General features: G+C 47.2%; 26 protein-coding genes. 12 read left to right on the top strand and 14 right to left on the bottom strand.

Annotation, left to right across the window (positions count from 1 at the left end; genetic code table 11):
- Positions 1–22: 22 nt before the first annotated feature.
- The 6 genes from SYN_RS05685 to SYN_RS05655 all read left to right on the top strand — a co-directional run bounded on the left by SYN_RS05685 (position 23) and on the right by SYN_RS05655 (position 5,141).
- A complete protein-coding gene (locus SYN_RS05685) occupies positions 23–979 on the top strand; it encodes a metal ABC transporter solute-binding protein, Zn/Mn family (RefSeq protein WP_011417112.1) in 957 nt (318 codons plus the stop codon).
- Complete coding sequence (locus SYN_RS05680) at positions 970–1,746, top strand: metal ABC transporter ATP-binding protein (RefSeq protein ID WP_011417111.1); 777 nt, start codon at positions 970–972, stop codon at positions 1,744–1,746. The genes SYN_RS05685 and SYN_RS05680 overlap by 10 nt, the downstream gene beginning before the upstream one ends.
- Positions 1,747–1,861: 115 nt before the next feature.
- The gene (locus SYN_RS05675; RefSeq protein ID WP_011417110.1) at positions 1,862–2,686 is read left to right on the top strand and encodes a metal ABC transporter permease; all 825 of its coding nucleotides are present in this window, start codon (positions 1,862–1,864) and stop codon (positions 2,684–2,686) included.
- Between the two features lie 281 nt (positions 2,687–2,967).
- The gene (locus SYN_RS05665) at positions 2,968–3,504 is read left to right on the top strand and encodes a PilZ domain-containing protein (RefSeq protein ID WP_011417108.1); all 537 of its coding nucleotides are present in this window, start codon (positions 2,968–2,970) and stop codon (positions 3,502–3,504) included.
- A gap of 10 nt (positions 3,505–3,514) precedes the next feature.
- Positions 3,515–4,372 carry a flagellar motor stator protein MotA gene (gene motA, locus SYN_RS05660; RefSeq protein ID WP_041584784.1) on the top strand — a complete coding sequence of 286 codons (858 nt, stop codon included), beginning with the start codon at positions 3,515–3,517 and terminating at the stop codon, positions 4,370–4,372.
- 4 nt (positions 4,373–4,376) lie between these two features.
- The gene (locus SYN_RS05655; RefSeq protein WP_011417106.1) at positions 4,377–5,141 is read left to right on the top strand and encodes a flagellar motor protein MotB; all 765 of its coding nucleotides are present in this window, start codon (positions 4,377–4,379) and stop codon (positions 5,139–5,141) included.
- 40 nt (positions 5,142–5,181) lie between these two features.
- Here SYN_RS05655 and SYN_RS05650 read toward each other — a convergent pair whose 3' ends face one another.
- The 11 genes from SYN_RS05650 to SYN_RS05600 form a co-directional block, all read right to left on the bottom strand.
- Positions 5,182–5,652: a chemotaxis protein CheX gene (locus SYN_RS05650; RefSeq protein ID WP_041584783.1), complete on the bottom strand. Its 471-nt coding sequence runs from the start codon at positions 5,650–5,652 to the stop codon at positions 5,182–5,184.
- 80 nt (positions 5,653–5,732) lie between these two features.
- Positions 5,733–6,113 carry a chemotaxis response regulator CheY gene (locus SYN_RS05645; RefSeq protein ID WP_011417104.1) on the bottom strand — a complete coding sequence of 127 codons (381 nt, stop codon included), beginning with the start codon at positions 6,111–6,113 and terminating at the stop codon, positions 5,733–5,735.
- 108 nt (positions 6,114–6,221) lie between these two features.
- The gene (locus SYN_RS05640; protein ID WP_011417103.1) at positions 6,222–8,429 is read right to left on the bottom strand and encodes a chemotaxis protein CheA; all 2,208 of its coding nucleotides are present in this window, start codon (positions 8,427–8,429) and stop codon (positions 6,222–6,224) included.
- A gap of 2 nt (positions 8,430–8,431) precedes the next feature.
- The gene (locus SYN_RS05635) at positions 8,432–9,463 is read right to left on the bottom strand and encodes a protein-glutamate methylesterase/protein-glutamine glutaminase (RefSeq protein WP_011417102.1); all 1,032 of its coding nucleotides are present in this window, start codon (positions 9,461–9,463) and stop codon (positions 8,432–8,434) included.
- Positions 9,460–9,978 carry a chemotaxis protein CheD gene (locus tag SYN_RS05630; RefSeq protein ID WP_011417101.1) on the bottom strand — a complete coding sequence of 173 codons (519 nt, stop codon included), beginning with the start codon at positions 9,976–9,978 and terminating at the stop codon, positions 9,460–9,462. Before SYN_RS05630 ends, SYN_RS05635 begins: the two co-directional genes overlap by 4 nt.
- A 23-nt stretch (positions 9,979–10,001) precedes the next feature.
- A complete protein-coding gene (locus SYN_RS05625; RefSeq protein WP_041584782.1) occupies positions 10,002–10,451 on the bottom strand; it encodes a chemotaxis protein CheX in 450 nt (149 codons plus the stop codon).
- Positions 10,420–10,851 (bottom strand): response regulator, encoded by a 432-nt coding sequence (locus SYN_RS05620; RefSeq protein ID WP_041584781.1) that lies wholly within the window; start codon positions 10,849–10,851, stop codon positions 10,420–10,422. The genes SYN_RS05625 and SYN_RS05620 overlap by 32 nt, the downstream gene beginning before the upstream one ends.
- A 38-nt stretch (positions 10,852–10,889) precedes the next feature.
- A complete protein-coding gene (locus tag SYN_RS05615; protein ID WP_011417098.1) occupies positions 10,890–11,735 on the bottom strand; it encodes an HDOD domain-containing protein in 846 nt (281 codons plus the stop codon).
- The gene (locus SYN_RS05610; RefSeq protein WP_011417097.1) at positions 11,735–12,217 is read right to left on the bottom strand and encodes a chemotaxis protein CheD; all 483 of its coding nucleotides are present in this window, start codon (positions 12,215–12,217) and stop codon (positions 11,735–11,737) included. The genes SYN_RS05615 and SYN_RS05610 overlap by 1 nt, the downstream gene beginning before the upstream one ends.
- A 3-nt stretch (positions 12,218–12,220) precedes the next feature.
- The gene (locus SYN_RS05605) at positions 12,221–13,054 is read right to left on the bottom strand and encodes a CheR family methyltransferase (RefSeq protein WP_011417096.1); all 834 of its coding nucleotides are present in this window, start codon (positions 13,052–13,054) and stop codon (positions 12,221–12,223) included.
- A 207-nt stretch (positions 13,055–13,261) separates the two neighbouring features.
- Positions 13,262–15,208 carry a methyl-accepting chemotaxis protein gene (locus tag SYN_RS05600; protein WP_011417095.1) on the bottom strand — a complete coding sequence of 649 codons (1,947 nt, stop codon included), beginning with the start codon at positions 15,206–15,208 and terminating at the stop codon, positions 13,262–13,264.
- A 529-nt stretch (positions 15,209–15,737) separates the two neighbouring features.
- Between SYN_RS05600 and SYN_RS05595 the strand changes: the two genes are divergently transcribed.
- From SYN_RS05595 to SYN_RS05570, 5 genes are all read left to right on the top strand, one after another.
- Positions 15,738–17,144: a sigma-54-dependent transcriptional regulator gene (locus SYN_RS05595; RefSeq protein ID WP_237671315.1), complete on the top strand. Its 1,407-nt coding sequence runs from the start codon at positions 15,738–15,740 to the stop codon at positions 17,142–17,144.
- Between the two features lie 100 nt (positions 17,145–17,244).
- Complete coding sequence (locus SYN_RS05590; protein ID WP_041584779.1) at positions 17,245–17,628, top strand: response regulator; 384 nt, start codon at positions 17,245–17,247, stop codon at positions 17,626–17,628.
- A 384-nt stretch (positions 17,629–18,012) separates the two neighbouring features.
- A complete protein-coding gene (locus SYN_RS05585; RefSeq protein ID WP_202943596.1) occupies positions 18,013–18,477 on the top strand; it encodes a chemotaxis protein CheW in 465 nt (154 codons plus the stop codon).
- Positions 18,478–19,108: 631 nt separating this feature from the next.
- Complete coding sequence (locus SYN_RS15170; protein WP_011417088.1) at positions 19,109–20,512, top strand: methyl-accepting chemotaxis protein; 1,404 nt, start codon at positions 19,109–19,111, stop codon at positions 20,510–20,512.
- A 167-nt stretch (positions 20,513–20,679) separates the two neighbouring features.
- Positions 20,680–21,336, top strand: a complete 657-nt coding sequence (locus SYN_RS05570; protein ID WP_041584777.1) for a hypothetical protein — start codon at positions 20,680–20,682, stop codon at positions 21,334–21,336.
- 54 nt (positions 21,337–21,390) lie between these two features.
- Here the strand turns inward: SYN_RS05570 and ald are convergent, their stop codons facing one another.
- Positions 21,391–22,500 (bottom strand): alanine dehydrogenase, encoded by a 1,110-nt coding sequence (ald, locus tag SYN_RS05565; RefSeq protein ID WP_041584776.1) that lies wholly within the window; start codon positions 22,498–22,500, stop codon positions 21,391–21,393.
- A gap of 220 nt (positions 22,501–22,720) precedes the next feature.
- Between ald and SYN_RS05560 the strand changes: the two genes are divergently transcribed.
- A complete protein-coding gene (locus SYN_RS05560) occupies positions 22,721–22,942 on the top strand; it encodes a hypothetical protein (protein WP_148202501.1) in 222 nt (73 codons plus the stop codon).
- Here SYN_RS05560 and SYN_RS05555 read toward each other — a convergent pair.
- Positions 22,918–23,628 (bottom strand): response regulator, encoded by a 711-nt coding sequence (locus SYN_RS05555; RefSeq protein ID WP_041585429.1) that lies wholly within the window; start codon positions 23,626–23,628, stop codon positions 22,918–22,920. The genes SYN_RS05560 and SYN_RS05555 overlap by 25 nt on opposite strands.
- Positions 23,629–23,768: 140 nt before the next feature.
- Positions 23,769–25,130, bottom strand: coding sequence for a DNA repair protein RadA (radA, locus tag SYN_RS05550; RefSeq protein WP_041584775.1), 1,362 nt, complete (start codon positions 25,128–25,130; stop codon positions 23,769–23,771).
- Positions 25,131–25,227: the final 97 nt, after the last annotated feature.

Genomic DNA, 25,227 nt, shown 5'->3' with positions numbered 1-25,227 from the left:
TTGATTCTGAGGGAACAGAGATATGAAACCATTAAAACAAAGCATCCCGATTGTGCTCATCGTCATGATGTGTGCTGTTCTGCAGGCTTGCGGAAAACAGGAGCAACCACCCTCACCCGATGGAAAAATGAAAATCGTCACCTCGCTCTTTCCTTTGTATGATTTCACCCGCCAGATCGGGCAACAGAAAGTCGAAGTGGCACTTCTGCTGCCTCCCGGTGTAGAAGCGCATTCCTTCGAACCCACTCCAGCCGACATGAAGCGCATTCAGCATGCCGATGTTTTTATCTTTACAGGGCGTTTCATGGAGCCTTGGGTAGATGACCTGCTCAAAGGCATTGACAACAGAAAGCTCATGGTCATCAACGCCGGCAAGGGTGTCCTGACTCTGAAAGCCGCTGATGAGCATCCGGAGGAAGGCCCCTCCCACTTTAAGCGAACGGAAGGGAACGATCCTCATACCTGGCTCGATTTCACCAATGCCATGAAAATGGTGGATTCCATCACAGAAGGATTGAGCTCAAAAGATCCAGATAATTCGATGTTTTACAGAAAAAACGCTGAAAAATACAAAAAGAAGCTGGCCGAACTGGATTCTACTTATAAAACGACTTTATCCCGATGCAAACATCAGACTCTGGTTCATGCCGGTCATTTCACTTTCAACTACCTCGCTGCGCGATATGGTTTGCAATACATGTCCGCCTACCGCGGATTCACGCCAGACGCGGAACCGACACCGAAGAGGCTGATGGAAATGACGGATTATCTCAAAAAAAACCACATATCGGCCATCTTTCACGAAGAGCTGATCGACCCCAAAGTCGCCAGGGCGATAGCCAATGAGACGGGGGCAAGCATGCTGATGCTCCACGGGGCTCACAACGTTTCCAGGGACGAACTCGCCCGGGGCGTTACCTTCCTTGATCTGATGGAGAAAAATCTCAATAATCTGAAAGTGGGACTGCTATGCCCATAGATGTGCTTTCTGTTGAACGCCTGAATTTTTATTATAATTCGACAGAAGTCCTGAGCGGCATCTCACTGGTTATTCATCAGGGAGATTACATCGGTCTGGTAGGCCCCAACGGTTCGGGAAAAACGACCCTGATCAAAGTGCTTCTGGGACTTCTGCCTTTCAATCACGGCCGGATAAGTCTCTTCGGTCAGGACATCGTCTCTTTCAAGGAATGGAACAGGATCGGATATTTACCGCAGAAGGCTGCTTCCATTAATCCGCGGTTTCCGGCCACTGTGATGGAAATCGCAGCCATGGGATTGCTGGCCAGCAAGACCTTCCCCCGGTACATTCGACACAGGGATCGGGAAATCATCGAAGATACTTTGAAATCACTGGGGATTTTAGATCTCAGGAACCGGCTGATCGGGGAACTTTCTGGCGGCCAGCAGCAACGGGTATTGCTGGCAAAGGCCATTGTTGGCAATCCTGATTTTCTGATTCTCGATGAACCGACCAGCGCCCTGGATCCCCATACGAGAGAGCGCTTCTTTGACCTGCTCCGGGAAATGAACGAACAGAGACGAATCACGATTATCCTCGTTACCCATGATATTGCCAACATCGGTCGATATTCCTCGAAGCTCCTGTACCTGGACAAAACTATTATTTTTTACGGAAGTTTTTTAGATTTCTGTGAGTCTTCGGATGTCACCCGCCTGTTTGGAAGTTTTGCCCAGCACATCATCTGCCATCGTCACGATCACAACAACCGGAAAACAGGCTGAATTTGACCGGGTTTTTTCAGGATGACTGCATGCTACATGCCCAGGGCAATAAGGACCCGAAAAGAGGGATTTTGTTGTCCCCAAAAAGTTTAATTCAAGAGATAAGGTTCAATTCATGGAAATGTTCGAGTTTCTGAAATACGGTTTTGTTCAGCGGGCGCTGATTGCCGGTCTTTTTATCGCCCTTCTCTGCTCCACCCAGGGAGTCTTTCTCGTCCTGCGCCGCCTATCTCTGATAGGCGACGGACTTGCTCATGCGACGTTCGGCACGGTGGCCCTTGCCCTTCTCTTCAAATCTTCCCCTCTGGTTGTGTCCCTTCCCCTGGTGATGATCTGCTCTATCGGCATCATGAAAATTACGCAGAAAATGCGACTTTACGGCGATGCAGCCATCGGAGTCATCTCCTCACTGGGGATTGCGGGTGGAGTCATGATTTCCAGCCTTGCCGGAGGATTCAACGTCGATCTCTTCAGTTTTCTTTTCGGCAGCATCCTGTCGATCAGCCGACTCGAGGTGTTCATCGCCATCATCCTGTCCGCAGCTGTCATTCTTTTTTTATCCTTTTTCTATAATGAATGGCTTTTGATCACTTTCGACGGAGAATCAGCTAAGGCAGCCGGGATCAATGTCAAGGCTCTTGATAACGTTTTTGCCATCTTGACCGCCATAACGGTTGTCCTTTCCATGAAAGTGGTCGGCATTATGCTGATCTCCTCGCTTCTAATTCTACCAGCAGTCACAGCGCTCCAGCTCGCCAGAAGTTTCAGGACCACAATGCTGATTGCCGCAGTCAGCGCGCTGACATCCGTGTTGACTGGCATAATCTTTTCTTTTTATCTCGATGTCCCTACGGGGGCTGCTATTGTGATCCTGAATCTCGTATTTTTTATATCAGCTTATTTTTACAAAAGAATTTCAATCATTAAGAATCAGTACTGAGATTTTCCGGATCTGTTGTAACCATTTGTCTGCATGCACAAAGATATGCAGAGACCGAATTTCCCTCTCACAGAAAAAAGCTTAAACAGAGTGCTTTTCCTTATTTCCTGTAAACAATCCTCCTTACAGATCCGACTGTCAATCCGCTCCAGTTGAACTTCAGCCCGGTTCTGCATCGCTTCGCTTACTACGAACCTTTTGATGGCGCTTTCATGGCATCCGCCTTGCAAAACAGATTGTGTCCAGAAGCGGCATAAAGACAACCGGGCAGGGAAATAGTTATGGAAAAAGGAAAAAGCGACATCGACAAAAGACAGTTTTCTCGCGTTGAGGCGTTCATTCCCCTCTCTTATCGGCTTGTGCCCGAGCAGGAACTAGCCTTTCTTAAATCAAGAATTCTTGACCAGACTTATCCCAAAAACCCGAAGGTTCTTCCCGAAACAGCCGATTCAGCGCTTTATGGCAGTCTGTGTATCTTGAACGCAAAACTGGATCAGATACTCCACCTTCTCACATTGCGAAACGAGGGATTTAATGCTCTGTCGTCACGACTCGTCAACATCAGCGGCGCCGGTCTCTGCTTTACAACGCCTGAAAAATTCGCTGAAGGCGACATTATCGAAATAAAAACATTTCTTTCGCCACATAAAAACCGGGCGCTCTGTCTTTATGGAATGATCATCGCCAGTGAAGAAAGGGCTGAGGGATACCGGTTGTCTCTTTCATTCGTTCAAATGGACGATTCGGTTAGAGAGGAAATTGTAAAATTCGTTTTTGAACGGGAAAGGGAACTCCTTCGGGAAAAACGGGGGAGCTGACGTATATTCAATGCTTGCCATCATAGGAATTGTTATTGTTTTTACCACGGTAATCGGCGGTTATCTTCTGGAGCACGGCAACCTTGCAGTTCTTTTTCAACCGGCGGAATTTTTAATTATCTTTGGCGCGGCAATCGGTGGTTTTCTGATCAGTTCCCCATCCAAAGTCGTTAAAGCGGTCATTAAGTCAATTTCCCGGATTTTTCGCGGTAAAACGTTTGACAAGAAAGATTATACCGAGGCTTTAATGCTGCTGAACGGGATCTTTTATAAAATCCGCCAGCAGGGTCTCGTATCGATTGAATCGGACGTGGACAGTCCTCAGGAGAGCCCTTTGTTTTCTCAATATCCGTCCATCCTCAACAACACACATGCGATTGACCTGATTACCGACACGCTGCGAACGGTCATGACGACCACCATCGCTCCCCATGAACTGGATGCCCTGATTGATCATGAACTGGATGTCTATTATGAAGAAATGATGCAGCCTGCAAAAAGTGTTAATTTTGTAGCGGATGCTCTTCCCGGGCTTGGCATCGTTGCCGCCGTTCTCGGTGTCGTCCTGACTATGGGCAAGATCAGCGAGCCGCCGGAGGTTTTAGGAAAATGCATCGGCGCGGCCCTGGTGGGAACCTTCATTGGTGTTCTTACCTGTTATGGATTTGTTGGTCCCATGGGAAAGAATATCGAACATCAGGCCGGCGAAAACATTCTCTATCTGACTGTTTTGAAAGTGGCTCTTCTGGCCTTTATCGGCGGTTCCGCACCCAAAGTGGCCGTGGAGTTCGGGCGACGCGTCATACCGGCAAACGATCGGCCATCTTTCATAGAAATAGAAGAGGCTCTGAGACAAAGCAAAGGATAAAAAATTGGACGATCAACAACCCGTTATCATCATAAGAAAAGTAAAAAAGCGTCATCACGATGGCCACCACGGCGGATCCTGGAAAGTCGCTTACGCGGATTTTGTCACTGCGATGATGGCTTTTTTTCTATTACTCTGGCTGATCACCATGGTGTCTCCCGAAAAGAGAAGTGCTGTAGCGGAATATTTCAAAACATTCTCTGTCTTGAAGGAATCCGGATCTTCGTTCATGTCCGGTTCATCCGGTATTCTGGATAAAGCGGGAAGAGTGGCCGATTCCGGGCAGGGGTACAGAAATCGGGAACCCGGCCTTTCCTCGAAGGATCTGGAGCATCGTATCAAAATCGCAATCGATGAGAAATTACAGACACTGAAGGACCAGGTGATGGTCAGTATCGTTGATAACGGGCTGAAAATTCAGATCGTTGACAAGGAAGGCAGTTTGATGTTTCCCTTGGGCAGCGCGGAACCCACATTCAAAGCGAAAGAAATTCTGAGAATCGTTTCTGAAAACCTGAAAGACAGTCCCAATAGAATTATCGTTGAAGGCCATACCGATGCGGCCCCATTCCGAAGCGCGCAAACAACAAACTGGGAACTTTCTACAGCCAGAGCATCCGCGGCTCGACGGGAACTTGAGAACAATTCAATCGATCCGGGACGGATTGCCAGAGTCATCGGTTACGCCGATCAGGAATTGTTTATTCCCCAGAACCCCATGGATGCCCGCAACAGGAGGATCAGCATTATTGTCATCCAGCCAAAGTAACAGAACAACGTTTCATGTATTGCTTATATTTCATGGTATTTCAGGTAGGACCGTTTCCAAGACAGACATCCACAACAAAGGGCCCTTCCTCGATCTCAAAAGGGATAATGATGCTCGGCCCGCCCAGAACATGGACAATGGAGTGGCTTTTACCGGCCACTACGGTTGGAATGGCCGCCGTGATACTGAATCCCTCCGACTCCAGCTTTTTTCTGGCAACACCCGAGATCATGTTGGTGATCTCCCCGACGGCATCCTTGACGTCGTTATCGATCCCCGTCAAGGATTCCCCAAGCATGTTGGAAACGATTCTGACAATGCAGGCTTCGCTGAAACTCAACCCCAGAGATCCCCTGAGGTCACCGGTCAACCCGATGATTCCTGAAATATCCCCCTTTGCCGCATTATCTTTTTTCAAATAGGGTTTACCCACCTTCGGCTCAACAAACGCCATTGTTCTCAACACATTCTCTGTAGCATCCAAAAAGGGATTGATGAATCGAACATCCATTAGGCATCCTTTTATTCTTAAGAGTAGGAACTCAGTAATTAAATACAAATAATTGACATCACGCTCTCCGGATCAACCCTCTAAAGACTTCCCAGGATTTTTTCTATTTTTGAATTCAGGACCTCTGCGGTAAACGGCTTGACAATATAGTTGCTTACGCCCGCTTTCACGGCGGCGATGACATTTTCCTGAAGCGCCTCGGCAGTGACCATCAAAAAAGGCGTTGCATTCAATTCTTCGTCTGCCCGAACAGCCTTCAACAGCTCCAGGCCACTCATATTGGGCATATTCCAGTCGGAAATGACAAAATCCACTTTCTGAGCCTTCAGGGTTCTCAGAGCAATCGCCCCGTCCTCGGCCTCCACAATATTTTCGTATCCCACCTGCTTCAAAAGATTACGTATAACCTTTCTCATTGTCGCAAAATCATCTACGATCAATATTCGTATACTTTTATCCATGCTATCCTCCGGTGATCATAAATTAAAAATATTTTATACTTTTATCCAATTTTCAGTTCAGGCATTCCGAAATCAGCGGCTTTCCCCTTCTCCAAAATTTTTAACCGCTCAACAGTGTTCACTAAGTTCAAACAACCCTTCCGGATCAATAATCAGACCGATCTGACCATCGCCCATGATGGCGCCGCCCGATATTCCATCTATATCCTTTAATCCTTCACCCAGGCTTTTAATCACAACTTCCGCTTTGCCGATGATCTGATCCACAAGCAGACATTTGGAACGGCTGGCCCCATCGACAACAATCACAATGGCATCCCAGGGATCCACCTTTTCCGGCTCAATATCGAAGAGATCATAAACTCGAACCAGGGGCATAAGCCGCCCCATCACATTTACCGTTTCTCCCTGTCCCACAATATGGTTATGCGATTCCCGAGTCGGCCTGAGAACCTGACGTATTGCCGTAGTAGGCAGAATAAACCGCTCCTTGCCTACTTTGACGATCATTCCGTCAATAATGGCCATTGTTAACGGAAAGCGAGTAATGAAGGTCGTGCCTTTTCCCGGGATGCTTTCAATTTCAATCTTGCCCCGCAGTTTTTCAATGGTCTGCCTCACCACATCCATGCCGACACCGCGCCCCGAAACATCAGTCACTTTTTCAGCGGTGGAAAAACCAGGCAGGAAAATCATACGATAAATTTCCTGGTCCGTCAGGCCTTCAACACTGTTGACGAGATGGTTTTGAATGGCCTTTTTCAAAATTTTCTCCCTGTTTAAGCCTCGGCCATCATCGGATATTTCAATCACGAAGTTTCCGCCACGATGATAGGCCTTCAACTGAATCAGCCCTTTTTCCGGCTTCCCGCATCTCACTCGCTCCTCAGGTGTTTCCAGCCCATGATCAACGGAATTACGAATCATATGAACCAGGGGATTATAAATTTCATCGACCATATTTCGATCCAGCTCCGTGTCTTCTCCCTCCATTTCAACGACAACAGCTTTCCCGACATTTTTGGAAACATCTCTGGCAAGTCGCGCCATTCGCTGAAAAGTCTGTTTAATCGGGATCATTCGAAGACTGGTAGATACCTTCTGTAAGTTTGACGTAATACGGAACAGTTGTGAAACATTCCTTGCCAGATCCTTGTTCCCGTTTTCCTGATTGCTGATATTCTGCTGCACCATGGATTGAGTAATCACAAGCTCTCCGACCATATCGATGAGATCATCGAGCTTTCGTGTATCCACTCTTATTGTGGACATATCCGTAATCTGCTCGGCCTGTTTTCTGAGAGCCTGAGAAACCTGCTTCGGTGTCACAGCTCTTTCTTTAATCAGTGTTTCTCCCAGCCTCTTTTCCGGATTATTTTCTTTCGCCTTTAAACCTTCTTCCAGCATCTGCTCAGAGAGCACTCCGTCATCTATCAGAATTTCCCCCAGTTTTTTTACGGAAGGTTCCTGCTCAATGCCCTTGTTGATATTATGTATTCGCATTTCAAGGGCAGACAGATCGACGTCGAGAGGATTTTCTTTTTTTCCTTCAAGCGCTTCTTTCAGCCGGGATATCATGCTTTTAAGAGCGTCGGCGCCATCCAGTACAACATCGATCAATGGCGGCGTGACGCTGTGTTCTCCGTTTCTGGCTTTATCGAGAAGACTCTCGATATTGTGGGAAAGTTCTCTGATCTTCTCCAGATTCAGAAAGCTGGCAACCCCCTTGATGGAATGAAAAGGACGAAAAATTGCGTTGATATAGTCCCTGTTTTCCGGATTGTTTTCCAGATTTAAGATATTGACTTCAATCTCTTCAACGTACTCCATCCCTTCCGCAATGAAATCCCGCAACAGGGATTCGTCCTGAATCAGAAACTCTTCGGAAGCACCCGCAGCCGTTATTTTCTCCTTCGAGGCTTGAACCTCGTCAACTATTTCCTTATCGGATGAGGATATGGAAGTCCCTGTAACAAAAGCAATTCGCTCCAGATAACCACGAATATCCCCTTGATACTTTCCCTGGTTTTTCTCTACGTTCACGATCTCCTGCAACAGTGCGATCCCCTGTTCGAAGGTCAGAATCGCCGCTTCTTTGTCTTCTATTGAATCCAGGATGATGCATTCAAGAATCGAATTCAATCCCCTTCCTACTTCCTGAATGGGCATGATATTTAAGTTCAATGCCTCTCTTGCGACATTTTCCAGATGGTTGAGAAATTTTCCTGTCGTCGGCACATCCATATCTCCGCTGTCAAGAAAGAGAAAATCTGACGCCATGCAATCAATTGACTTCAACAGGGTTTCATAATTCATCGCTACACCATCCTCACAATTTCATCAGCAATCGAATCAAGATGAACGATTTTATCAACCGCCCCTATTTTCACGGCTTCCTTGGGCATTCCATAAACAATACAGGATTTTTCATTCTGCGCGATCGTGCCTGCTCCCATCTGCTTCATTTCCAGAAGTCCCGCAGCACCATCGGCGCCCATCCCGGTCAAAATGACACCGATGGCATTAGCCCCTGCATATTTAGCCGTTGATTTAAAAAGAACGTCCACAGCCGGCCTTTGATGATGCACCATGGGACCCATTTTTATTTGAACATAATATCGTGCGCCACTCCGCCGTAGAATCATGTGATAGTTTCCCGGTGCGATAAGCGCTGTTCCGGGAGTTACCGAATCGTTATCCGCGGCTTCTTTAACGCCAATTTGACAAAGACTGTTCAAGCGTTCCGCGAAGGCCGTGGTGAAGTTCGCCGGCATATGCTGCACTACAAGAATTCCAGGTGAATCGGGAGGCATCCTGGAAAGCACGTTTTTCAGAGCTTCCGTCCCGCCTGTCGATGCGCCAATGGCAATAACTTTATTCGAAGTTTCAGCAAGAGATCTTATGGAAAGACGTGAGCCGGGCTGAAACATTTCCTGTGTGCTCTTCCTCACAACTCTTGCCCCTGATGCCGCTCGGATCTTTTCAACCAACTGTCCGCTCATATCACCTACAGAGTATGAACTTCCTGGCTTAGCGATAGCATCGACCGCTCCTATATCCATAGCCTCAAGGGTCAGTTTCCCCCCTTTGGGGGTCAGGGAACTGACGATAATTGCGGGAAGAGGGTAATGTCTCATCAGCTTTTTCAGGAAGGTCAAACCATCCATCCTTGGCATTTCTATGTCCAGCGTAATCACATCCGGTTTCAGATGGACAATTTTGTCGCGGGCCACAAAAGGATCCGGGGCCGACCCGACAACTTCTATATCTGGATATTTCGAGAGCTCTTCGGTAAAAATTTTTCTGACAATCGCCGAATCATCAACAACCAAGACCTTTATCTTGCTCATGCCTGTCTGCCTTGCCCATCATATGGATACCAGTCACTGTTTCGAAGCGTATTGACCTTGTAGATCAGGGCTTCATTCTGAAAGGTATTGTAGACAATCTTACGACCCAGCCGGCCGCCCACATCCTCTGATATCACTTTTATCCCATGCTTTTTCAAAACACTCCTTGCCGTCTTAACGTTTTCATGCGCGATTTGATCTGCCTCGCAGCAATCTGATTCCGCACCTCCAAAAATCTGCGATCGAAGATTTTTCTTTTTTGCCCCTTCTTCACGAAACATCCTGACCATATAAGTAATCGCTACGTTCCCATATATTGCTGTTGATTCTGCTGAACTTTCCCGGAATGGATACAGGAAACTCAACATCCCGCCCAATTTACTGTCGGCATCCCAAAGTGCCACAGCCACGGAAGAACCGACTACCGTTGAAATCAGGTAAGGCTCCGGACTCATAAAAATATAGCCGGGCAGAAGAAAATACTCGCAAGAGGGTTTTATTGCTTTACTGTTCATATTAAAACAATCGACTTCCGGTTTTACGGACGTTGCATCTGCAGCAGGACGCCCAAACTTTCTCCATCAACATCAAATAAAGACTGCCATGAATTGAGTTGCGCTTTCTGTTGAAAGGGAAAGGGATCAGACGGATGATTCTTTTGAAACGTCGGAATGGAAAGGTTGAAAATTATACGGCTGTCACAGGTTCGCAGGAGATTTCCGCAAACCATATTGATGGCCTCCCGGGAGCAATCCGCTTTAAGAGCATCAGTCACTTCTTCGTCGTCCAGACTGAGCATGTTTCTCGCCATCAATGAAGCCAATCCATCAGAAAAAAACATTTTCATGCACCCTTCAGCAGAGCCTGTAAATTTGATTTCTGTTTCCATGTCAAACGTGAGGTCATTTTTTTTCTCCACGGGTTCAAGAAAAATAAAAAACATTTTTTCGAAAACTTCAAAAATCGAGGTCGCTATCACCTTCTTCATCTGATCCATAGTCTCCATCGTCATTGACCCCTAACACTTCATGAAGAACTTTTTTCAAGTCCCCAGGTAAAAATGGCTTTTTTATAAAACCTTTCGCCCCGTATCGAAAAGCCTCTTCCATCCTCGGACTGCTTCCTTCCGTTGTAATCATGATAACGGGAATCTCTTTGAACAGATCATCCTGTTTAAGACGGCTTAGCAATTCGAGGCCATTCATTTCCGGCATATTGATATCCGACAGGATCACATCGACCCAGTTGGAATCCAGCAGAGTCATCGCTTCCTTCCCATTGCCCGCTTCAAGACATGCATCCATTTTAAAACCGGACATGGCAATAATCTTTCTGATAACCCCGCGCATTGCGTTGGAATCATCCACAATCATCACATTGAAGGACATAAGCACCTCTGGCGACTGCGTCGCACTGCATATCTATTCTAAACCATGTCTAAAATGCTTCGGGCATTCCGAAGATCATCCATCAAGTTCATCATGTTTGTTTCCAGATCTTTTTCACGAAGATTAAATTTTTTGAGAACCTCACTGATCCCCAGATAAGCAAGCCCGTCGATTCCATTACCGATTCCCGTCATCATGCACAGCTGATCCGCCAGATAAACAATCCATTGCATGTCGACTGAATTTTTATCCAGGATGTCCGGACGATGATGAAAGGCAATCGCATCACAGATTTCTTCCGGTAAGTTCCAGTACCCTGTGATCTTTCCACCCAATTCCGCGTGATTGATACCGATCACTTCTTCTTCGGCTTCAATAAAGGAACATTTCCGCCCGTCGACCACACGTTGAATCTTTTCAAGAGATTCATAGACATACGCCCCGATAATGATTTTTCCCACGTCATGAAGAAGCGCAGCCGAATAGAGAACTGAATCTTCCCGCCCATATATCCGCCGGGATAAAATCTGGGACATCAGGGCTACCGCGACGGAATGTTCCCACAAGTCAGCTGCGACAGATACGTATCCCCTGGCGGTTGTTTTGTAGAATTTTGATATTCCTGCTGTCTGCACAGCACGAATGACATTTTCCTTCCCGAGGCGGGCCACGGCCTCAAGAACGGTCCTTATTGGGCGACCGAAACTGAAATAGGCGGAATTGCTTACTTTAAGGATATTAGCTGTAATTGATTGATCGAAACTGATCACTCTGGCAACTTCAGCTATGGAATAGTCGTCGCGTGACAAGAGATCCATTACCTTGATGACGGTAACAGGAAACGCAGGAAGATTATCGACCGATCGCATTAACTGATTTATCATTACAATTCCCTTAATGGTCCACCCGAACTCTTGACAAAAACCTTGCCCGTTTTGATCTCCAGGCGTACGGTTCGATTGCAGTTGCTGCCCGTATCCTCCCCGTTGATCAGCACATTGTTCTTCCAGAACATCTTGCGAGCCATCATGATATTTTTCTGACCGATACGGAAAAAATTCGTATCATCCAGGATGCTTGCACCGCCAGCGACTTTGACGATCATCGATTTCTTCTGTGCCCCCAGGCTGTAACAGGCTTTGAACAAAAGAGGGATTCCCGTATCGGCAAACATGCCGGGGGTTGTTTTTGCCTTGTCAACATCCAGAGAAGAGTCAGGAAGCATATAGTGCAAAAGCCCTCCGACCTTTACTTTGGGATCGTAAATGGCTACGGCAATGCAGGAACCCAGCGCGTAGGTTACAAGAATGTCGCCGACATTATTGCTCACTCTAAAATCCGAAATGCTTACAATCACGTCACCCATAGCTTACTTCCGATAAACACTGGGCTCGACATACTTAAAAGCATTATCCAAACCGGCAAGACTTTCAGAGTGTCCTATAAAAAAATATCCGCCCTTGTTCAGACAGTTGTAGAATTTCCGGACAACATTCTCCTGCGTCTGCTTATCAAAATAAATCATGACATTTCTGCAGAAAATGATGTCGAATTTAAATTTTGAAAAAGGGGGCTCCATTAAATTAAATCTTGAAAATTCAACAAGATCCCGAATTTCTTTCTTGATTCGAACGTACCCCTCCCATTTCCCGTATCCCAGTTGAAAATATTTCCTTAAAATCACCGGGGGTATATTTCTTGTTTTCTCGATTGAAAAAACTCCATTAACAGCGGTTTTCAGTACCTTTGTTGATATATCCGTAGCCGTGATCTTGACTTCCGCCGGAAAACCATTCAATGATTCCTTAATGGTCATCCCCAGTGAATACGGCTCCTCTCCCGTTGAACATCCGGCACTCCATATTCTCAACCCCGGTTGCCTGTGCCTTTGCCCGACAGAATCATCCAACAGGGATTTAACGATAATCTGCACTCTCTGAAAATGGCTTTCTTCCCTGAAAAAATAGGTGAGATTCGTAGCGATGGAATCAATCATCATAATGAGTTCATCAGTCCCCTCCCGCGTCGTCACATGTTTGTAATACTCGGAAAATGACCGGAAGTTCCCTTCGCGCAATCTCCGTCCCAATCTGGTCCTGACCAGCTCTTTCTTGCCATCATGCAGATTGATGCCGCACTGCTGATAAATCAGATTACTGATCCTTTCGAAATCGTGATCGCTCAGTTCGGATGCATTCATCATGGTAAATCAGATAATAAATATTTTTTCACAGGCTTGACCACCCAGGCACACTTGCAACGGACATCCCGGTTTCAAGACAATACTTGAACGACAGGGAAATCCTCCCCTTCCTAAAGAAGAAAGGGAGGTCCTGAATTCATTTCAGTTCCTGAAAAAAATCACTGCTGTATAATTATTTATTTCAGGGTTTACAGATGACTGTGAGATCTAAAAATCCTTGAACTCGTCATCCTCAAGAGGAATAATCTGGTCAGGTCGTATTTCTTTACCTTTTTGTTTTGGCGAAGGGCTCCGAACTATTGATCGGCTCATCGGCAATGCTGAAATCTTTTTCAGAATGCCTTTCCGCGAATCATGAGCAGCCTGAGCTTGAAACCCGTTTACACTCGAAGCGAGCGAGGAATTGACAGCACCGACAATATCAGCCAGGTCATTAGAAATATTTTTCATCTGCTGGGCCTGAGCGTTCAATTCCTCAGACGCCGAAGCGGATTCTTCCGCATTGGCTGCCGTTTGCTGGGTCACTTTATCCATTTCCGCCACAGCCTTATTCACTTGATCGATGCCCTGGGCCTGTTCGTTGGAAGCTGCTGCAATTTCACTGACCAGACCACCTACTTTCTCTGAACTTTCCGCCACTTCCATGAAGGCTTCATTGGTTTTTACAACCAGATCGGAACCTTCTTTCACCTTTTTGACGGTACCTTCGATAAGGCTGGCCGTATTCCGGGCGGCATCCGCTGCTCGCATGGCCAAGTTTCTGACTTCTTCAGCCACAACGGCAAATCCGGCTCCCGCCTCGCCGGCTCTGGCCGCTTCCACAGCCGCATTCAAAGCCAGCAAATTCGTTTGAAAAGCAACTTCATCAATGGTTTTAATGATTTTCGAGGTCTCGTCACTGGCCTTGGAGATTTGCTGCATGGAATCCGTCAGATGAATCATGGATGAATTGGCTCGCTGGACAACCTGATTGGCTTGTCTCATCAGGCTGTCGGCCTGACTGGCGTTTCCTGCATTCTGTTTGGTCATCGAAGACATTTCTTCCAGAGAAGAAGAGGTCTCTTCAAGTGCAGAGGCCTGTTCGGAAGCCCCTTCAGCCAATGACTGACTGGCAGAGGAGACCTGCATGGACGCTGAAGCAATCTGGTCTGCTGAATCATTCAGAGTATTTACCGCGTTCTTGATGGGTCGGCTTATACTTCGGGCAAAATACAGCACCAGAACAACAGCGAGAGCAAGAAACGCAGCGGTAATCAACATCATGAAATTCCGGATGGAAACGGCCGGTGCCATAAGCTCTTCATAGTCCTGAACCACGCCGACGCTCCAGGCGGTGAGTTCCACGGGCGCATATCCTCCGATTTTTTCTACTCCCGCAAGGGCATATTTGCCGGTTCCCGACTTCCGGGCCAGCATTTGCTGGGCGAATTCAACCATGCCTTCCTCCTTGGCCAGATTCTTTTCCAAAATAAAATCCGCCTTGGGATGGGCAATTACGACTCCTTCCTTATTCAGCACATAAGCGTAGCCCGTTTCACCGATTTTCACCGCCCCGATCTTATCACTGATGAAGTCGATATTGGCAACGCATCCCACGACTCCCAGAAACTGACCAGAGGAAGAGTAGACCGGGGCGCCAAAGGGGGCGATGGGTTTTCCCGTAGCCTTGGATTTACTGACTTCCCCTACGTGACTCTTACCGGTGCTCTTCGGCACCTTGATGTAATCCCTCTCGGAGATATCCATCCCCCTGAGCTGCCCTCCATTGCTGTCCGCAATAATCTTGCCACTGGAATCGGTAACAACAATGTATTCATAATCAGTTCCCGATTTCTTCAAAATCATACCCAGAGTTGAACATGCCCTGGTGAGTTCAACGGCCGCGCCGTCCACCCCTTTTCCGGCCACCCCGGCTGCAGCCTCGATGACCGTGTTATTGGAAGCCAGATGGGTAGCCACCTTGATCTCTTCCTGAAGAACAAGCTGCACCATGTTGCCCACACTTTTTGCTACCTGTTCTGATTGCCCCATCGCTGTGCTTTCCAGTGCTTTTGACGACCTCAAGGTGGAAAAAATACCGGTCACGAGAAGCGGTATAAGGACCAGCAAAATTCCTCCGGCTACCAATTTGAATTCCAGCGTACGTTTTTTCATACTCTTCCCCTCCTGAATTTTATTTCCTCAAAATGCTTTCCCCAAAAACATACATGGGTGTGTTCTGCAACGCCGGGGGGAAATATGCCTGAGGCAAGATGCCCTGTCCGGTTACTGAAACTTGTTGAAACGCAATGCTCATGCCAGATGGAATCTGTTTATCGGATTTCTTCATATTGCTTTTTGAATGAAGGATTTCTTGCAGTAAATTTGATTTGCTGAAGGAGAAGAGTTCAAAATCAAAGAGAGCATCGGGATTGCCGCAAAGGAGAATAATTTTTAACTATTTAATTATACAACGAATAACATCTTTAAACCCAAAATCATGACAACCTGTCATGGTTTTGACAAACAGCCTAATAGGGGTTGTAATTTTAATGCATATGGCCTATAAGGTGAGCCCGGTCAGGTCAGTTTGTTTCCTCTGTACTTTAAACGAATTTTTCGGACGGATGCGGTTTAATTTCTATCGTCTGTTTAAAATAATCATGAATTCTTTTTCATCCAGAGCCTGTCATTGGAAAGTTGCTTGGAAAGCGGAACAGTCACCATGAAAAATCAGAAGATATTGATTGCGGAAGATGATGATCTCAATAGAAGTAATTTAACCGAACTGCTGAACGCTGAAGGTTACGAGATCAAGGCCGTCGACAATGGCAGAAAAGCGATGGATGCCTTTGTGGAAGACAAATACGAACTTGTCATTACCGATCTGAAGATGCCCAACGGCGATGGCTTGGAGCTTTTGAAATTTGTCAAAGACATGAACCCCGACAATATCGTGATTATGATGACCGGTTACGGGACGGTGGATTCGGCCGTGGAAGCGATGAAGCTTGGCGCTTTTGATTACATATCCAAACCCATGAGGAATGATCTGGTAACATTGACAGTCAACAGAGCCTTGTCCTACGCCAGTCTGCAGGAAGAAAATGTCACTCTGCGGGATCATCTTCGGGAACAATACGATTTCGGCAAGATGCTCGGCTACAGTGAATGCATGAAAACGATCTTTGATACAATCGAAAAGGTAGCCAAATCGGACAGCACGGTGATCATCTATGGTGAGAGCGGGACAGGCAAGGAACTCGTAGCACGAGCTATCCACTTCAACAGCAACAGAAATAATTTTCCTTTAATTCCAGTTAACTGCGGAGCCATCCCTGAGGACCTTCTGGAAAGCGAACTTTTCGGCCACGAAAAGGGCGCTTTTACCGGAGCGATTCGCAACAGATTGGGAAGATTTGAACTGGCCCAGGGCGGATCCATCTTTCTTGACGAAATCGGCGATATGAGCCCGGCTCTTCAAGTAAAAGTTTTGAGAGTCATTCAGGAAAAGCAGTTTGAACGGATCGGCGGAGTAAAAACCATCAATGCCGATGTCCGGATTATTGCCGCTACCCATCAAAATCTTGAACTGGCTGTTACAGAAAAAAGATTTCGGGAGGATCTCTTTTACAGAATCAATGTGATTCCTATTCATCTACCTGCTCTTCGGGAACGTGGTGCCGACATTGCCATCTTAGCCAATCACTTTCTGCAGAAATTCGCGCAGTCCAAGAAGAAAGAGGTCACGCGTTTCACTCCTGAGGCCATTGCCTGCATGTTGCACTATCCCTGGCCGGGTAATGTCAGGGAGCTTGAAAATCTGATTGAAATGCTTGTTGTCATGAAGGAAGACGGCGAAATAAAGCTTGAAGATCTTCCTTCAAAAATCCGTCAGTTTAAAAAAGAAACCCAATCCTTCAAAGAATATCAGATACCGGAGGAAGGTATTGATTTTAATGATGTAGTCTATCAATTTGAAAAGAATATTCTACTCAAGGCCCTGGCAAAAACCAACGGTGTCAAGAACAGGGCTGCAAAGCTTCTGAATCTCAATCGAACAACCCTTGTCGAAAAGTTGAAAAGGCTGAATATCTCTTCGGAATCCTGATCCGCTGGATTGATATTCTCATGCGATGATAAAAACCATTTTCAGCCAAAATGAATGTAATACAAGACTTCAAGACATCCTTCCCAAGAGGAAAAACGGCATGAAGAGGGAAATTCTGGTTGTCGATGATGAAGAAACCATACGATATCTGTTCCTGAATCTTTTCTCTGAATCACTTTATGACGTCCATACCGCCGGGAATGCTCCTGAAGCTTTGCAAATCCTGAAAAACAATGCCATTCAGGTGATCTTCCTGGACCTTAAGTTGTTCGGAATGAACGGCATTGCCTTATGTCGTCAGATCCGTCAGACAACTCCCCTGGCCATCATTCATGCCATTACCGGGTGGGCTGCCCTTTTTGATATTGAAGAATGTCGGGGCGCCGGGTTCGACGATTATTTTGTCAAACCGCTGGACATGGATCTTATTGCGTTAACGGTCCAGGAGTCCTTCAAGAAACTCGACCGATGGAAACGACACTAGGTTGAATAAGTCAGCGTTTACGACTCCTATCCTTCACTGAATCTCTTCCAGATTGTCTAAGATTTGCCTATTCTGCCATTGCTCATACCAGGAAAAGCATGTCGGCTATATTCATTACCCTGCTTTTGTCGTGCGGACCGTTTTTGCATCCGCCGCTTGATTTTTTATTGACTTATCAAACAGCTCGGAAATGCCATAAGGGGATACCAGTGGCACACTTCATGATTGCTATGTAATCCACAGCTTAACTTTTTAAAGTCTGCAGTCCGTCAACTCAGCCACATGAAAAATAACAGCAGGACAGCAGCACTGACATCATAAACAAGGAGGAAATCATCTGTGCCCGCAGCAATCGAAGAAACAATGACACAAGATGTCAACACGATGTCTGACCGTGATGGCAAGTATCTGACCTTTACTCTGGCCGGCGAGGAATACGGCATCAGTATTCTGAAAGTCAAAGAAATAATAGGCATGATGCCGATTACAACCGTTCCTCAAACGCCTCCCTATGTCAAAGGCGTTATCAATCTCCGAGGGAAAGTTATTCCAGTAGTCGATTTGCGCCGAAAGTTCGGCATGGATCCCATGGAGTATACTGAAAGAACCTGTATTATTGTTGTGGAAATTGCGGGCTCGGTCAAAACGATTCCCATGGGAATTGTCGTAGACTCCGTCTCAGAAGTGCTGAACATCAAATCCGCCGATATTGAAGAAACCCCGAGTTTCGGCAATCGTCTGGATACGGACTATATTCTCGGCATGGCCAAGGTGGGTGGCGGCGTTAAGATTTTGCTGGATATCGATCGTGTTATGAGTGCGGATGAAATGGCCTCACTGGTGCAGTAAAAAAGCTTATGACAACATGCTCTGCATGGTCAGGGAAATTTAGTGGACTGCAATCCGGACGATCAGCTCCGGTACCAAAAGATATCCTGGTTGCTTCATGCTCCCCATGCTGACCCTCTGCATGAACTCCCATTTAGATAAGTCGGCATAAACGATGCTCAGAATTCCGAAGTACAAATAAAGGACACTGATTTTACCTTGTTTTAAAGAGGGTATATGTTGCCAAGAGAAGGTCAAGGCACTGTTGTTTTGAGTGACATATTGAATGATTTTAAGACATGCAGAGATTGTGATGGGAAAGAAAAATCTCCCGGAATTTTTAAAACGAACAGTTAGAAGCATGCTCTTCAGTCACGACTATGCTTACATGATCCTGTCTAACCTCTTTACAGGATATATCTGCCTATGCTTCCCCAGGCTTCAGGACAGTTATACTTACATTCCTTATTAAGAAACAATGCTCGCTCTTCCGATAGGATGGCGGGATTATTATAACGGTCTGATGCTTCAGAAGAAAAAATAGCTGAAACTTCACGAGATTCATATTGCAATGTAAAAATGATACCCGCCGGCACAGGCGGCATGGCCGGATTCAGCATTAATAATATTCTCGAAGGAGGAAGAGAAGTTCATGAGTATGAATTTGACGATGAAGCACAAGCTGATTTTGACATTCGTTTCTTTGCTCATTGCATTCGGAATCGCCGTCTATTGTTTCGTAAATACTCAGGTGACCAGTCTTATGATGGACGAAAAGCTGGCCTCTGACCATGCCTTGGGTTATGAGCTTCTTGATCAGTTTTATCCGGGAGACTGGAACGTTGCAGAGGGAAAGCTATATAAAGGAAAGCAATTAATCAATGGCGATACCAGGCTTGTTGACATGATCAAGGAAAGAACCGGTTCAGCCGCAACCATCTTTCTGGGAGATATTCGCATCGCAACAAACGTTTTAAAACCCGACGGGAAAAGAGCGGTAGGCACAAAGGTCGCTTCTGAAGTGGAAGAAAAGGTGCTTAAAAAAGGCACTGATTTTATAGGTAAGGCTGTGGTCGTCGGTAAGGTGTGTGAGACAAAATATTCTCCCATTAAAGACAAAAATGGAAAGACGATCGGCATGTGGTTTGTAGGTGTTCAGAAACATTATGTAGAAAATAAAATGACCGCCTTCAACACGACTCTTTTTTTCTTTACCCTGATTATGGTCGCCATAGGCATTGCCATTGCGATTCTATTAAGCATATCCGTGACTCGACCGGTTAATCGAATCGCTCAAGAACTGCATTCCTTCGTCGAAGAGGTTGCAACCGCCTCCGGCCTGGTTTCTTCTTCAAGTCAGAACGTCGCGGATGGAACTGCAGCCCAGGCTTCGTCCCTGGAAGAAACCTCCTCGTCCCTGGAAGAAATGTCGTCAATGACCCGGAACAATTCGGATCATGCGAAACAGGCCAGAGCTATGATGGGAAAAACACAGAGAATAGTCGAAAAAGTGAACTCTCATATGGATGAAATGACCCAAGCAATCAATGAAATCAACAAATCCAGCGAGGAGACGGGAAAAATCATCAAAACAATTGATGAAATTGCATTTCAGACGAACCTTCTGGCTCTTAATGCGGCAGTTGAAGCGGCTCGTGCCGGTGAAGCAGGTGCAGGGTTTGCCGTTGTTGCCGAAGAGGTGAGAAATCTGGCCACACGGTCCGCCGATGCCGCAAAAAATACCAGTAAGCTGATTGCCAATACCATGCAGGCCGTAAGCAACGGCAACGAATTAACAAAAGCAACACAGGAAGCTTTTCAGGACAATGTTGAGATTTCCGTTCAAATTGCACAGATTGTCGATGAAATCACAACCGCCTCTGAAGAACAGGCACAGGGAATAGCTCAGATTAATCATGCTGTCGCGGCAATGGACAAGGCGACCCAGGAAGCGGCAGCTCATGCCGAAGAATCAGCCGACGCTTCCAAAATACTTAATCAGAAAGCTATAGAAATCCAGCACCACATCAATGAGCTTATATCGGTTTTAGGCTGATTAAAAAATAACAGTTCTCAGGGCCGGAAAAAGTCCGTGCTCTTCGTCGGATTCGTTATTGGCTCCTCAATGTAAGTCTTTTATATGAAGGCGAAGCCTCTGCCGTGCCGCCCTGATACCTTCTCTGATCGCCACTTGAAACATATACACCGATGATGGAGGAAAACATGAATGTTATTTTCGTAGGCGGAGGTAATGCTTCTTTAACTCTTATGCAGTATTTTCTTAATATCGACTATATTCATATTATCGGCATAGCCGATATTAATGAAAACGCACCGGGAATTCTGAAAGCAAAAGAGCTGAAAATTCCCACGACTAACGATGCCGTTGCCATGATCAGTCAGAAGGATGCGGATATTATCATTGAATTAACAGGTAATGAAGGCGTCGTAAAAAAGATTTTTGACAATCTTAAACCGCATCAGCATTTCATGTCCTCCATTGCCGCAAAAATCATGTGTGATTTTATAGAGATTCAAAACACACAACGTATGGAAATCCTGGAAAATCTAACTTTTGAATTCAACCGGCTGACATCATCGCTTCAGTCTTCAGGCGAATATATTGATATTTCGATTCACAATATTGAATCTGTTCTGCGATCCATGCGCATCGTGACCATGAATGCCCGTATTGAGGCTGCCCGAGCCGGAGAGACGGGAAAAGCATTCGAAGTTGTCGTTGAGGCCATGCAGAATACGCTTTCTGATATTGAAAAAGCGCTGAATGATATTACGATCGCGTCAAAAGAATCCAAGTCTTCAATGGAAGAATTGGTCATGACGGAAAATAAATTGAAAAATTCTTTAATCGTCACTTAAAATATGCATTTGTAAATCCCCCCGTCATTCCGATTAATGTCCCGGCTTTTCAGCTCACCGCCTGAAAAGGGGGATATACTCCAGACCATGAGCCTCTGCGACAGGACGGCTGGCCAGACGGCCTCCCAGCGTATTGACGCCCCGGACAAGGGAGATATCTGCTTTAAGAGCATCCATCAGACCTGATCCTGCAATTTTCAACGCATAAGGAAGAGTCGCATTGTTCAGTGCATAGGTAGATGTTCGCGGGACGGCGCCGGGCATGTTGGTCACACAATAGTGGATCACCTCATCCACAATATAAACGGGATCGCTGTGCTTTGTCGGTCTGGCCGTTTCCACGCAGCCTCCCTGATCGATGGCAACATCCACAATGACGCTTCCCGGCTTCATCGCGGCCACCATTTCCCGGCTGACGAGTTTCGGAGTCTTAGCCCCTGGGATGAGAACGCTTCCAACCAGTCCGTCGGCGCGATTGACGGAATCAGCGATATTCTGCACATTGGAACCGAGAGTCGTCAGATTGCCGTGAAGCACCTCATCCAGATACCGGAGGCGGTCCGAACTGGTGTCGATGATGGTTACATGTGCACCCATTCCCAACGCGATTTTGGCCGCGTTGCTCCCGACAATTCCTCCACCGAGGATCACCACATCCGCAGGACGAACGCCGGGCACCCCACCGAGAAGCTTTCCACGCCCCCCGTTTTCTTTCTCCAGATAGTGAGCAACAATCTGAGCAGACATCCGGCCGGCAACTTCCGACATGGGCATGAGCAGGGGCAGCGTTCCATTATCCAACTGAACTGTCTCGTAACCGATGGCAGCCGTTCCGGAATCCAGAAGCACACGGGTCAGGTCCGGTTCAGCGGCCAGATGGAGGTAAGTAAAAAGGATCAGATCATTCCTCAGATAGATATACTCTGATGGCTGAGGCTCCTTCACTTTCATGACCATCCCGGCCCCTTCCCATATGTCGGCGGCTTCCGGAAAAAGAATGGCTCCCGATGAACGATACTCATCATCGGGAAATCCACTGCCTTCCCCTGCTCCAGACTGCACAAGAATTTTGTGACCCGCCCGGACAAGCGTCCCGACACTTCCCGGCGTCAAGGCAACGCGGTATTCATGATCCTTGATTTCTTTCGGAACTCCAATCAGCATAGAGCCTCTCTTCAATCGTTCATTCCGTTTTCCCTTCCGTTCATACGGTGAAAAGGCAGCCGCTGCCCTGAGGAAAACCAAGCAGGGTATGTTACTGCCACAGGTTTCAAGGCGTGTCAAAGGGATAATGAGGGATAAAGAGATCTGCTTTGCACCCTTTCACTTGCCAAAATATAGATAAGGAGGTAAATATCCCGCTAACTTTTTGGGGAGATTCAACATGAGACTGAAAAATACGGACAGGCTGGACTTTGTGGATCGGACGCTCACCGTCAATGGCAAGCCCTTTATTGTCCAATACCCTGATGAGCCGCTGTTCGGTACTCGGGACGGAAAACTGGTGACCATACTGTTCAAGGGTTGCGGCTTAACGCGGACCTTGTGGGAGCCAGAAGAAATTGAAGGGTATTTCCTGGATCAGGAACCATCGGCGAATTTGTAGCCGATCCCCCGGACGGTCAGTATATATTTCGGTTTTTCTTTATCCTGTTCAATATCCGCTCGCAGGCGGCTGATATGGACATCAACCGTCCTGGGCTCTACGAAGGCCTCCTCTCCCCAGACGGCATCGAGCAACTGATCCCGGCTGAAGACCCTCCCGGGCTGGCGGGTAAGGCACCGCAGCAGTTTGATCTCCGTCGGTCCCAGTTCAATCTTTTTCCCGTCCACAGAAACCTGGTAGGTTCGATAATCCACATGAAGCCCCTGAAATGTGAATGTCCCTTCCGAAGCTTCCTTCGGCCGCTGACTGGACCGGCGCAGCACGGCTCTCACCCGCGCCACCAGTTCCCGCACGTTGAACGGTTTGGTGATGTAATCATCAGCCCCGATTTCCAGACCAACGACCTTGTCCAGCGGCTCGCCTTTCGCAGTTAGCATGATAACAGGAAGGGTTTCTGTCTCCTCGTTGCGGCGTACCTGCCGACAGATATCCAGTCCTGAAACGCCGGGCAGCATCAGATCGAGAATCACAAGATCCGGCTTATTGGTCCGGATTGTTTTTAACGCCTCTTCTCCATCGAAAGCCTGCGTGACGGCAAAGCCTTCCTTTTCCAGATTAAAGGTCAGGAGTTCCACGATATCCTTTTCGTCATCCACAACCAGGATGCGCTTCTGTCCTGTGGGCATGAAATCCTCCTTTGTTCCGCCTTCCATATTGAGGCGTTCTCCTCGATATCTTCGTTATCGACTCCATTCAGTTCACCCTGTGGACGACTTAGTCGTCTCAGCGTTGCCGCCTTGGTCTCGTCTCTGACCTGGAATTGGAATTAAAACAGATTCTCCAGCAACTCTCCCAGGCTCCCGACACGGCAGAGCTCTATCCCGGACAGTTCGGTAATCTCCTGAGAAAGGGTGCGTGGAAGAAGACATCGATTAAATCCCATACGCGCCGCCTCCCGAATCCGTACGATCATCTGGGAAATCCCTCGAACTTCACCCGTCAACCCAACTTCTCCGAAGATAACCGTTCCCGGATCGATCGGCCTCTCCAGAAAACTGGAGGCCATGGCCGCCACAATCCCGAGATCTGCCGCCGGCTCATCCACCCGGATTCCTCCGGCCACATTCAGAAAGATATCATTTGAACTCAGATGCAGCCCGCAGACGCGATCAAGAACGGCAACCAGCAGGGATACCCGGTTGGAATCAACGCCTATGCTGGTCCTTCTCGGCGTCCCCAGCGGAGAAGGACTGACCAGCGACTGAATCTCCACAAGAATCGGGCGGGTGCCTTCCATGCTTGGAACGACGACAGATCCTGAGGCGGCTTCCGGACGTTCGGAAAGGAAAAACGTCGAAGGATTGAGAACTTCCACCAGGCCGCTGTCTCTCATTTCAAAGACCCCGATTTCATTGCTCGGCCCGAATCGGTTTTTCATGCCGCGGATGATCCGGTAGGCATGCCCGGAATCCCCTTCGAAATAAAGAACGGTGTCCACCATATGCTCAAGTACTTTCGGACCGGCAATGGAACCTTCTTTGGTTACATGACCGACGAGAAAAATGGACACCCCGGTTTTTTTTGCAAAATGGATCAGTCGACCCGCCGTCTCCCTGACCTGTCCCACACTTCCCGGTGCGGACCCCATACTGGTGGAAAACACCGTCTGGATGGAATCGATGACGGCCACGTCCGGTTTAAGAGTTTTTAGGTGTTGGAGTATATTTTCTAACGACGTTTCCACCAGAACGAGTAGATTTTTCGATTCAGCCCCGATTCTCATACCCCTCAGCTTGATCTGCCTCGCGGACTCCTCTCCGGAAACATAAAGGACATTCCGCCCTTTTTCCGCCAGTTTCTGCAGCATCTGCAGGAGCAGGGTCGACTTTCCGATGCCAGGATCACCACCGACCAGTACGGCGGACCCTTCCACAATTCCTCCGCCAAGAACTCGATCCATTTCCAGGATATCCGTTTTGACGCGTTCTTTTTCATTCGCTTCGATGGTGTCAATGGACAAGGGGTTCTCATTCATCTGCAGGGTTCCGTATCCGGAATCTGCGCCGATCGTTGTCGCCTCTTCTTCGATGAAGGCATTCCATTCGTTGCAGGCGGGACATTTACCCAGCCACTTCGGCGATTCATAACCACAGTTCCGACAGAAAAAGGCTGTCCTGTTCTTTTTCAAAATCCATCTCTCCGTCTTCAACAAGAATGGTCGAAACATAAGGTAGATTAACGCCTTAGTCAACATCAAAACATAAAAATCATCGTCGCAAATTTCT

The organism is Syntrophus aciditrophicus SB, assembly GCF_000013405.1.
Taxonomy (GTDB): Bacteria; Desulfobacterota; Syntrophia; order Syntrophales; family Syntrophaceae; genus Syntrophus; species Syntrophus aciditrophicus.
Note: the sequence above shows the minus strand (reverse complement) of the source record. Positions and strands in the feature narration are given on the sequence as shown.

What these genes read in the sequence shown, in the direction of transcription:
- SYN_RS05585 (WP_202943596.1), top strand. Translation starts at nt 18,013, where the DNA reads ATGTCTGACCGTGATGGCAAGTATCTGACCTTTACTCTGGCCGGCGAG.
- SYN_RS15170 (WP_011417088.1), top strand. Translation starts at nt 19,109, where the DNA reads ATGAGTATGAATTTGACGATGAAGCACAAGCTGATTTTGACATTCGTT.
- SYN_RS05650 (WP_041584783.1), bottom strand. Translation starts at nt 5,652, where the DNA reads ATGGATGTTCGATTCATCAATCCCTTTTTGGATGCTACAGAGAATGTG.
- SYN_RS05640 (WP_011417103.1), bottom strand. Translation starts at nt 8,429, where the DNA reads ATGAATTATGAAACCCTGTTGAAGTCAATTGATTGCATGGCGTCAGAT.
- SYN_RS05625 (WP_041584782.1), bottom strand. Translation starts at nt 10,451, where the DNA reads ATGAAGAAGGTGATAGCGACCTCGATTTTTGAAGTTTTCGAAAAAATG.
- SYN_RS05645 (WP_011417104.1), bottom strand. Translation starts at nt 6,113, where the DNA reads ATGGATAAAAGTATACGAATATTGATCGTAGATGATTTTGCGACAATG.
- SYN_RS05560 (WP_148202501.1), top strand. Translation starts at nt 22,721, where the DNA reads ATGAGACTGAAAAATACGGACAGGCTGGACTTTGTGGATCGGACGCTC.
- SYN_RS05570 (WP_041584777.1), top strand. Translation starts at nt 20,680, where the DNA reads ATGAATGTTATTTTCGTAGGCGGAGGTAATGCTTCTTTAACTCTTATG.
- SYN_RS05675 (WP_011417110.1), top strand. Translation starts at nt 1,862, where the DNA reads ATGGAAATGTTCGAGTTTCTGAAATACGGTTTTGTTCAGCGGGCGCTG.
- SYN_RS05685 (WP_011417112.1), top strand. Translation starts at nt 23, where the DNA reads ATGAAACCATTAAAACAAAGCATCCCGATTGTGCTCATCGTCATGATG.
- motA (WP_041584784.1), top strand. Translation starts at nt 3,515, where the DNA reads ATGCTTGCCATCATAGGAATTGTTATTGTTTTTACCACGGTAATCGGC.
- SYN_RS05600 (WP_011417095.1), bottom strand. Translation starts at nt 15,208, where the DNA reads ATGAAAAAACGTACGCTGGAATTCAAATTGGTAGCCGGAGGAATTTTG.
- SYN_RS05680 (WP_011417111.1), top strand. Translation starts at nt 970, where the DNA reads ATGCCCATAGATGTGCTTTCTGTTGAACGCCTGAATTTTTATTATAAT.
- SYN_RS05615 (WP_011417098.1), bottom strand. Translation starts at nt 11,735, where the DNA reads ATGATAAATCAGTTAATGCGATCGGTCGATAATCTTCCTGCGTTTCCT.
- SYN_RS05610 (WP_011417097.1), bottom strand. Translation starts at nt 12,217, where the DNA reads ATGGGTGACGTGATTGTAAGCATTTCGGATTTTAGAGTGAGCAATAAT.
- SYN_RS05665 (WP_011417108.1), top strand. Translation starts at nt 2,968, where the DNA reads ATGGAAAAAGGAAAAAGCGACATCGACAAAAGACAGTTTTCTCGCGTT.
- SYN_RS05605 (WP_011417096.1), bottom strand. Translation starts at nt 13,054, where the DNA reads ATGATGAATGCATCCGAACTGAGCGATCACGATTTCGAAAGGATCAGT.
- SYN_RS05620 (WP_041584781.1), bottom strand. Translation starts at nt 10,851, where the DNA reads ATGTCCTTCAATGTGATGATTGTGGATGATTCCAACGCAATGCGCGGG.
- SYN_RS05555 (WP_041585429.1), bottom strand. Translation starts at nt 23,628, where the DNA reads ATGCCCACAGGACAGAAGCGCATCCTGGTTGTGGATGACGAAAAGGAT.
- SYN_RS05590 (WP_041584779.1), top strand. Translation starts at nt 17,245, where the DNA reads ATGAAGAGGGAAATTCTGGTTGTCGATGATGAAGAAACCATACGATAT.
- ald (WP_041584776.1), bottom strand. Translation starts at nt 22,500, where the DNA reads ATGCTGATTGGAGTTCCGAAAGAAATCAAGGATCATGAATACCGCGTT.
- SYN_RS05630 (WP_011417101.1), bottom strand. Translation starts at nt 9,978, where the DNA reads ATGAACAGTAAAGCAATAAAACCCTCTTGCGAGTATTTTCTTCTGCCC.
- SYN_RS05635 (WP_011417102.1), bottom strand. Translation starts at nt 9,463, where the DNA reads ATGAGCAAGATAAAGGTCTTGGTTGTTGATGATTCGGCGATTGTCAGA.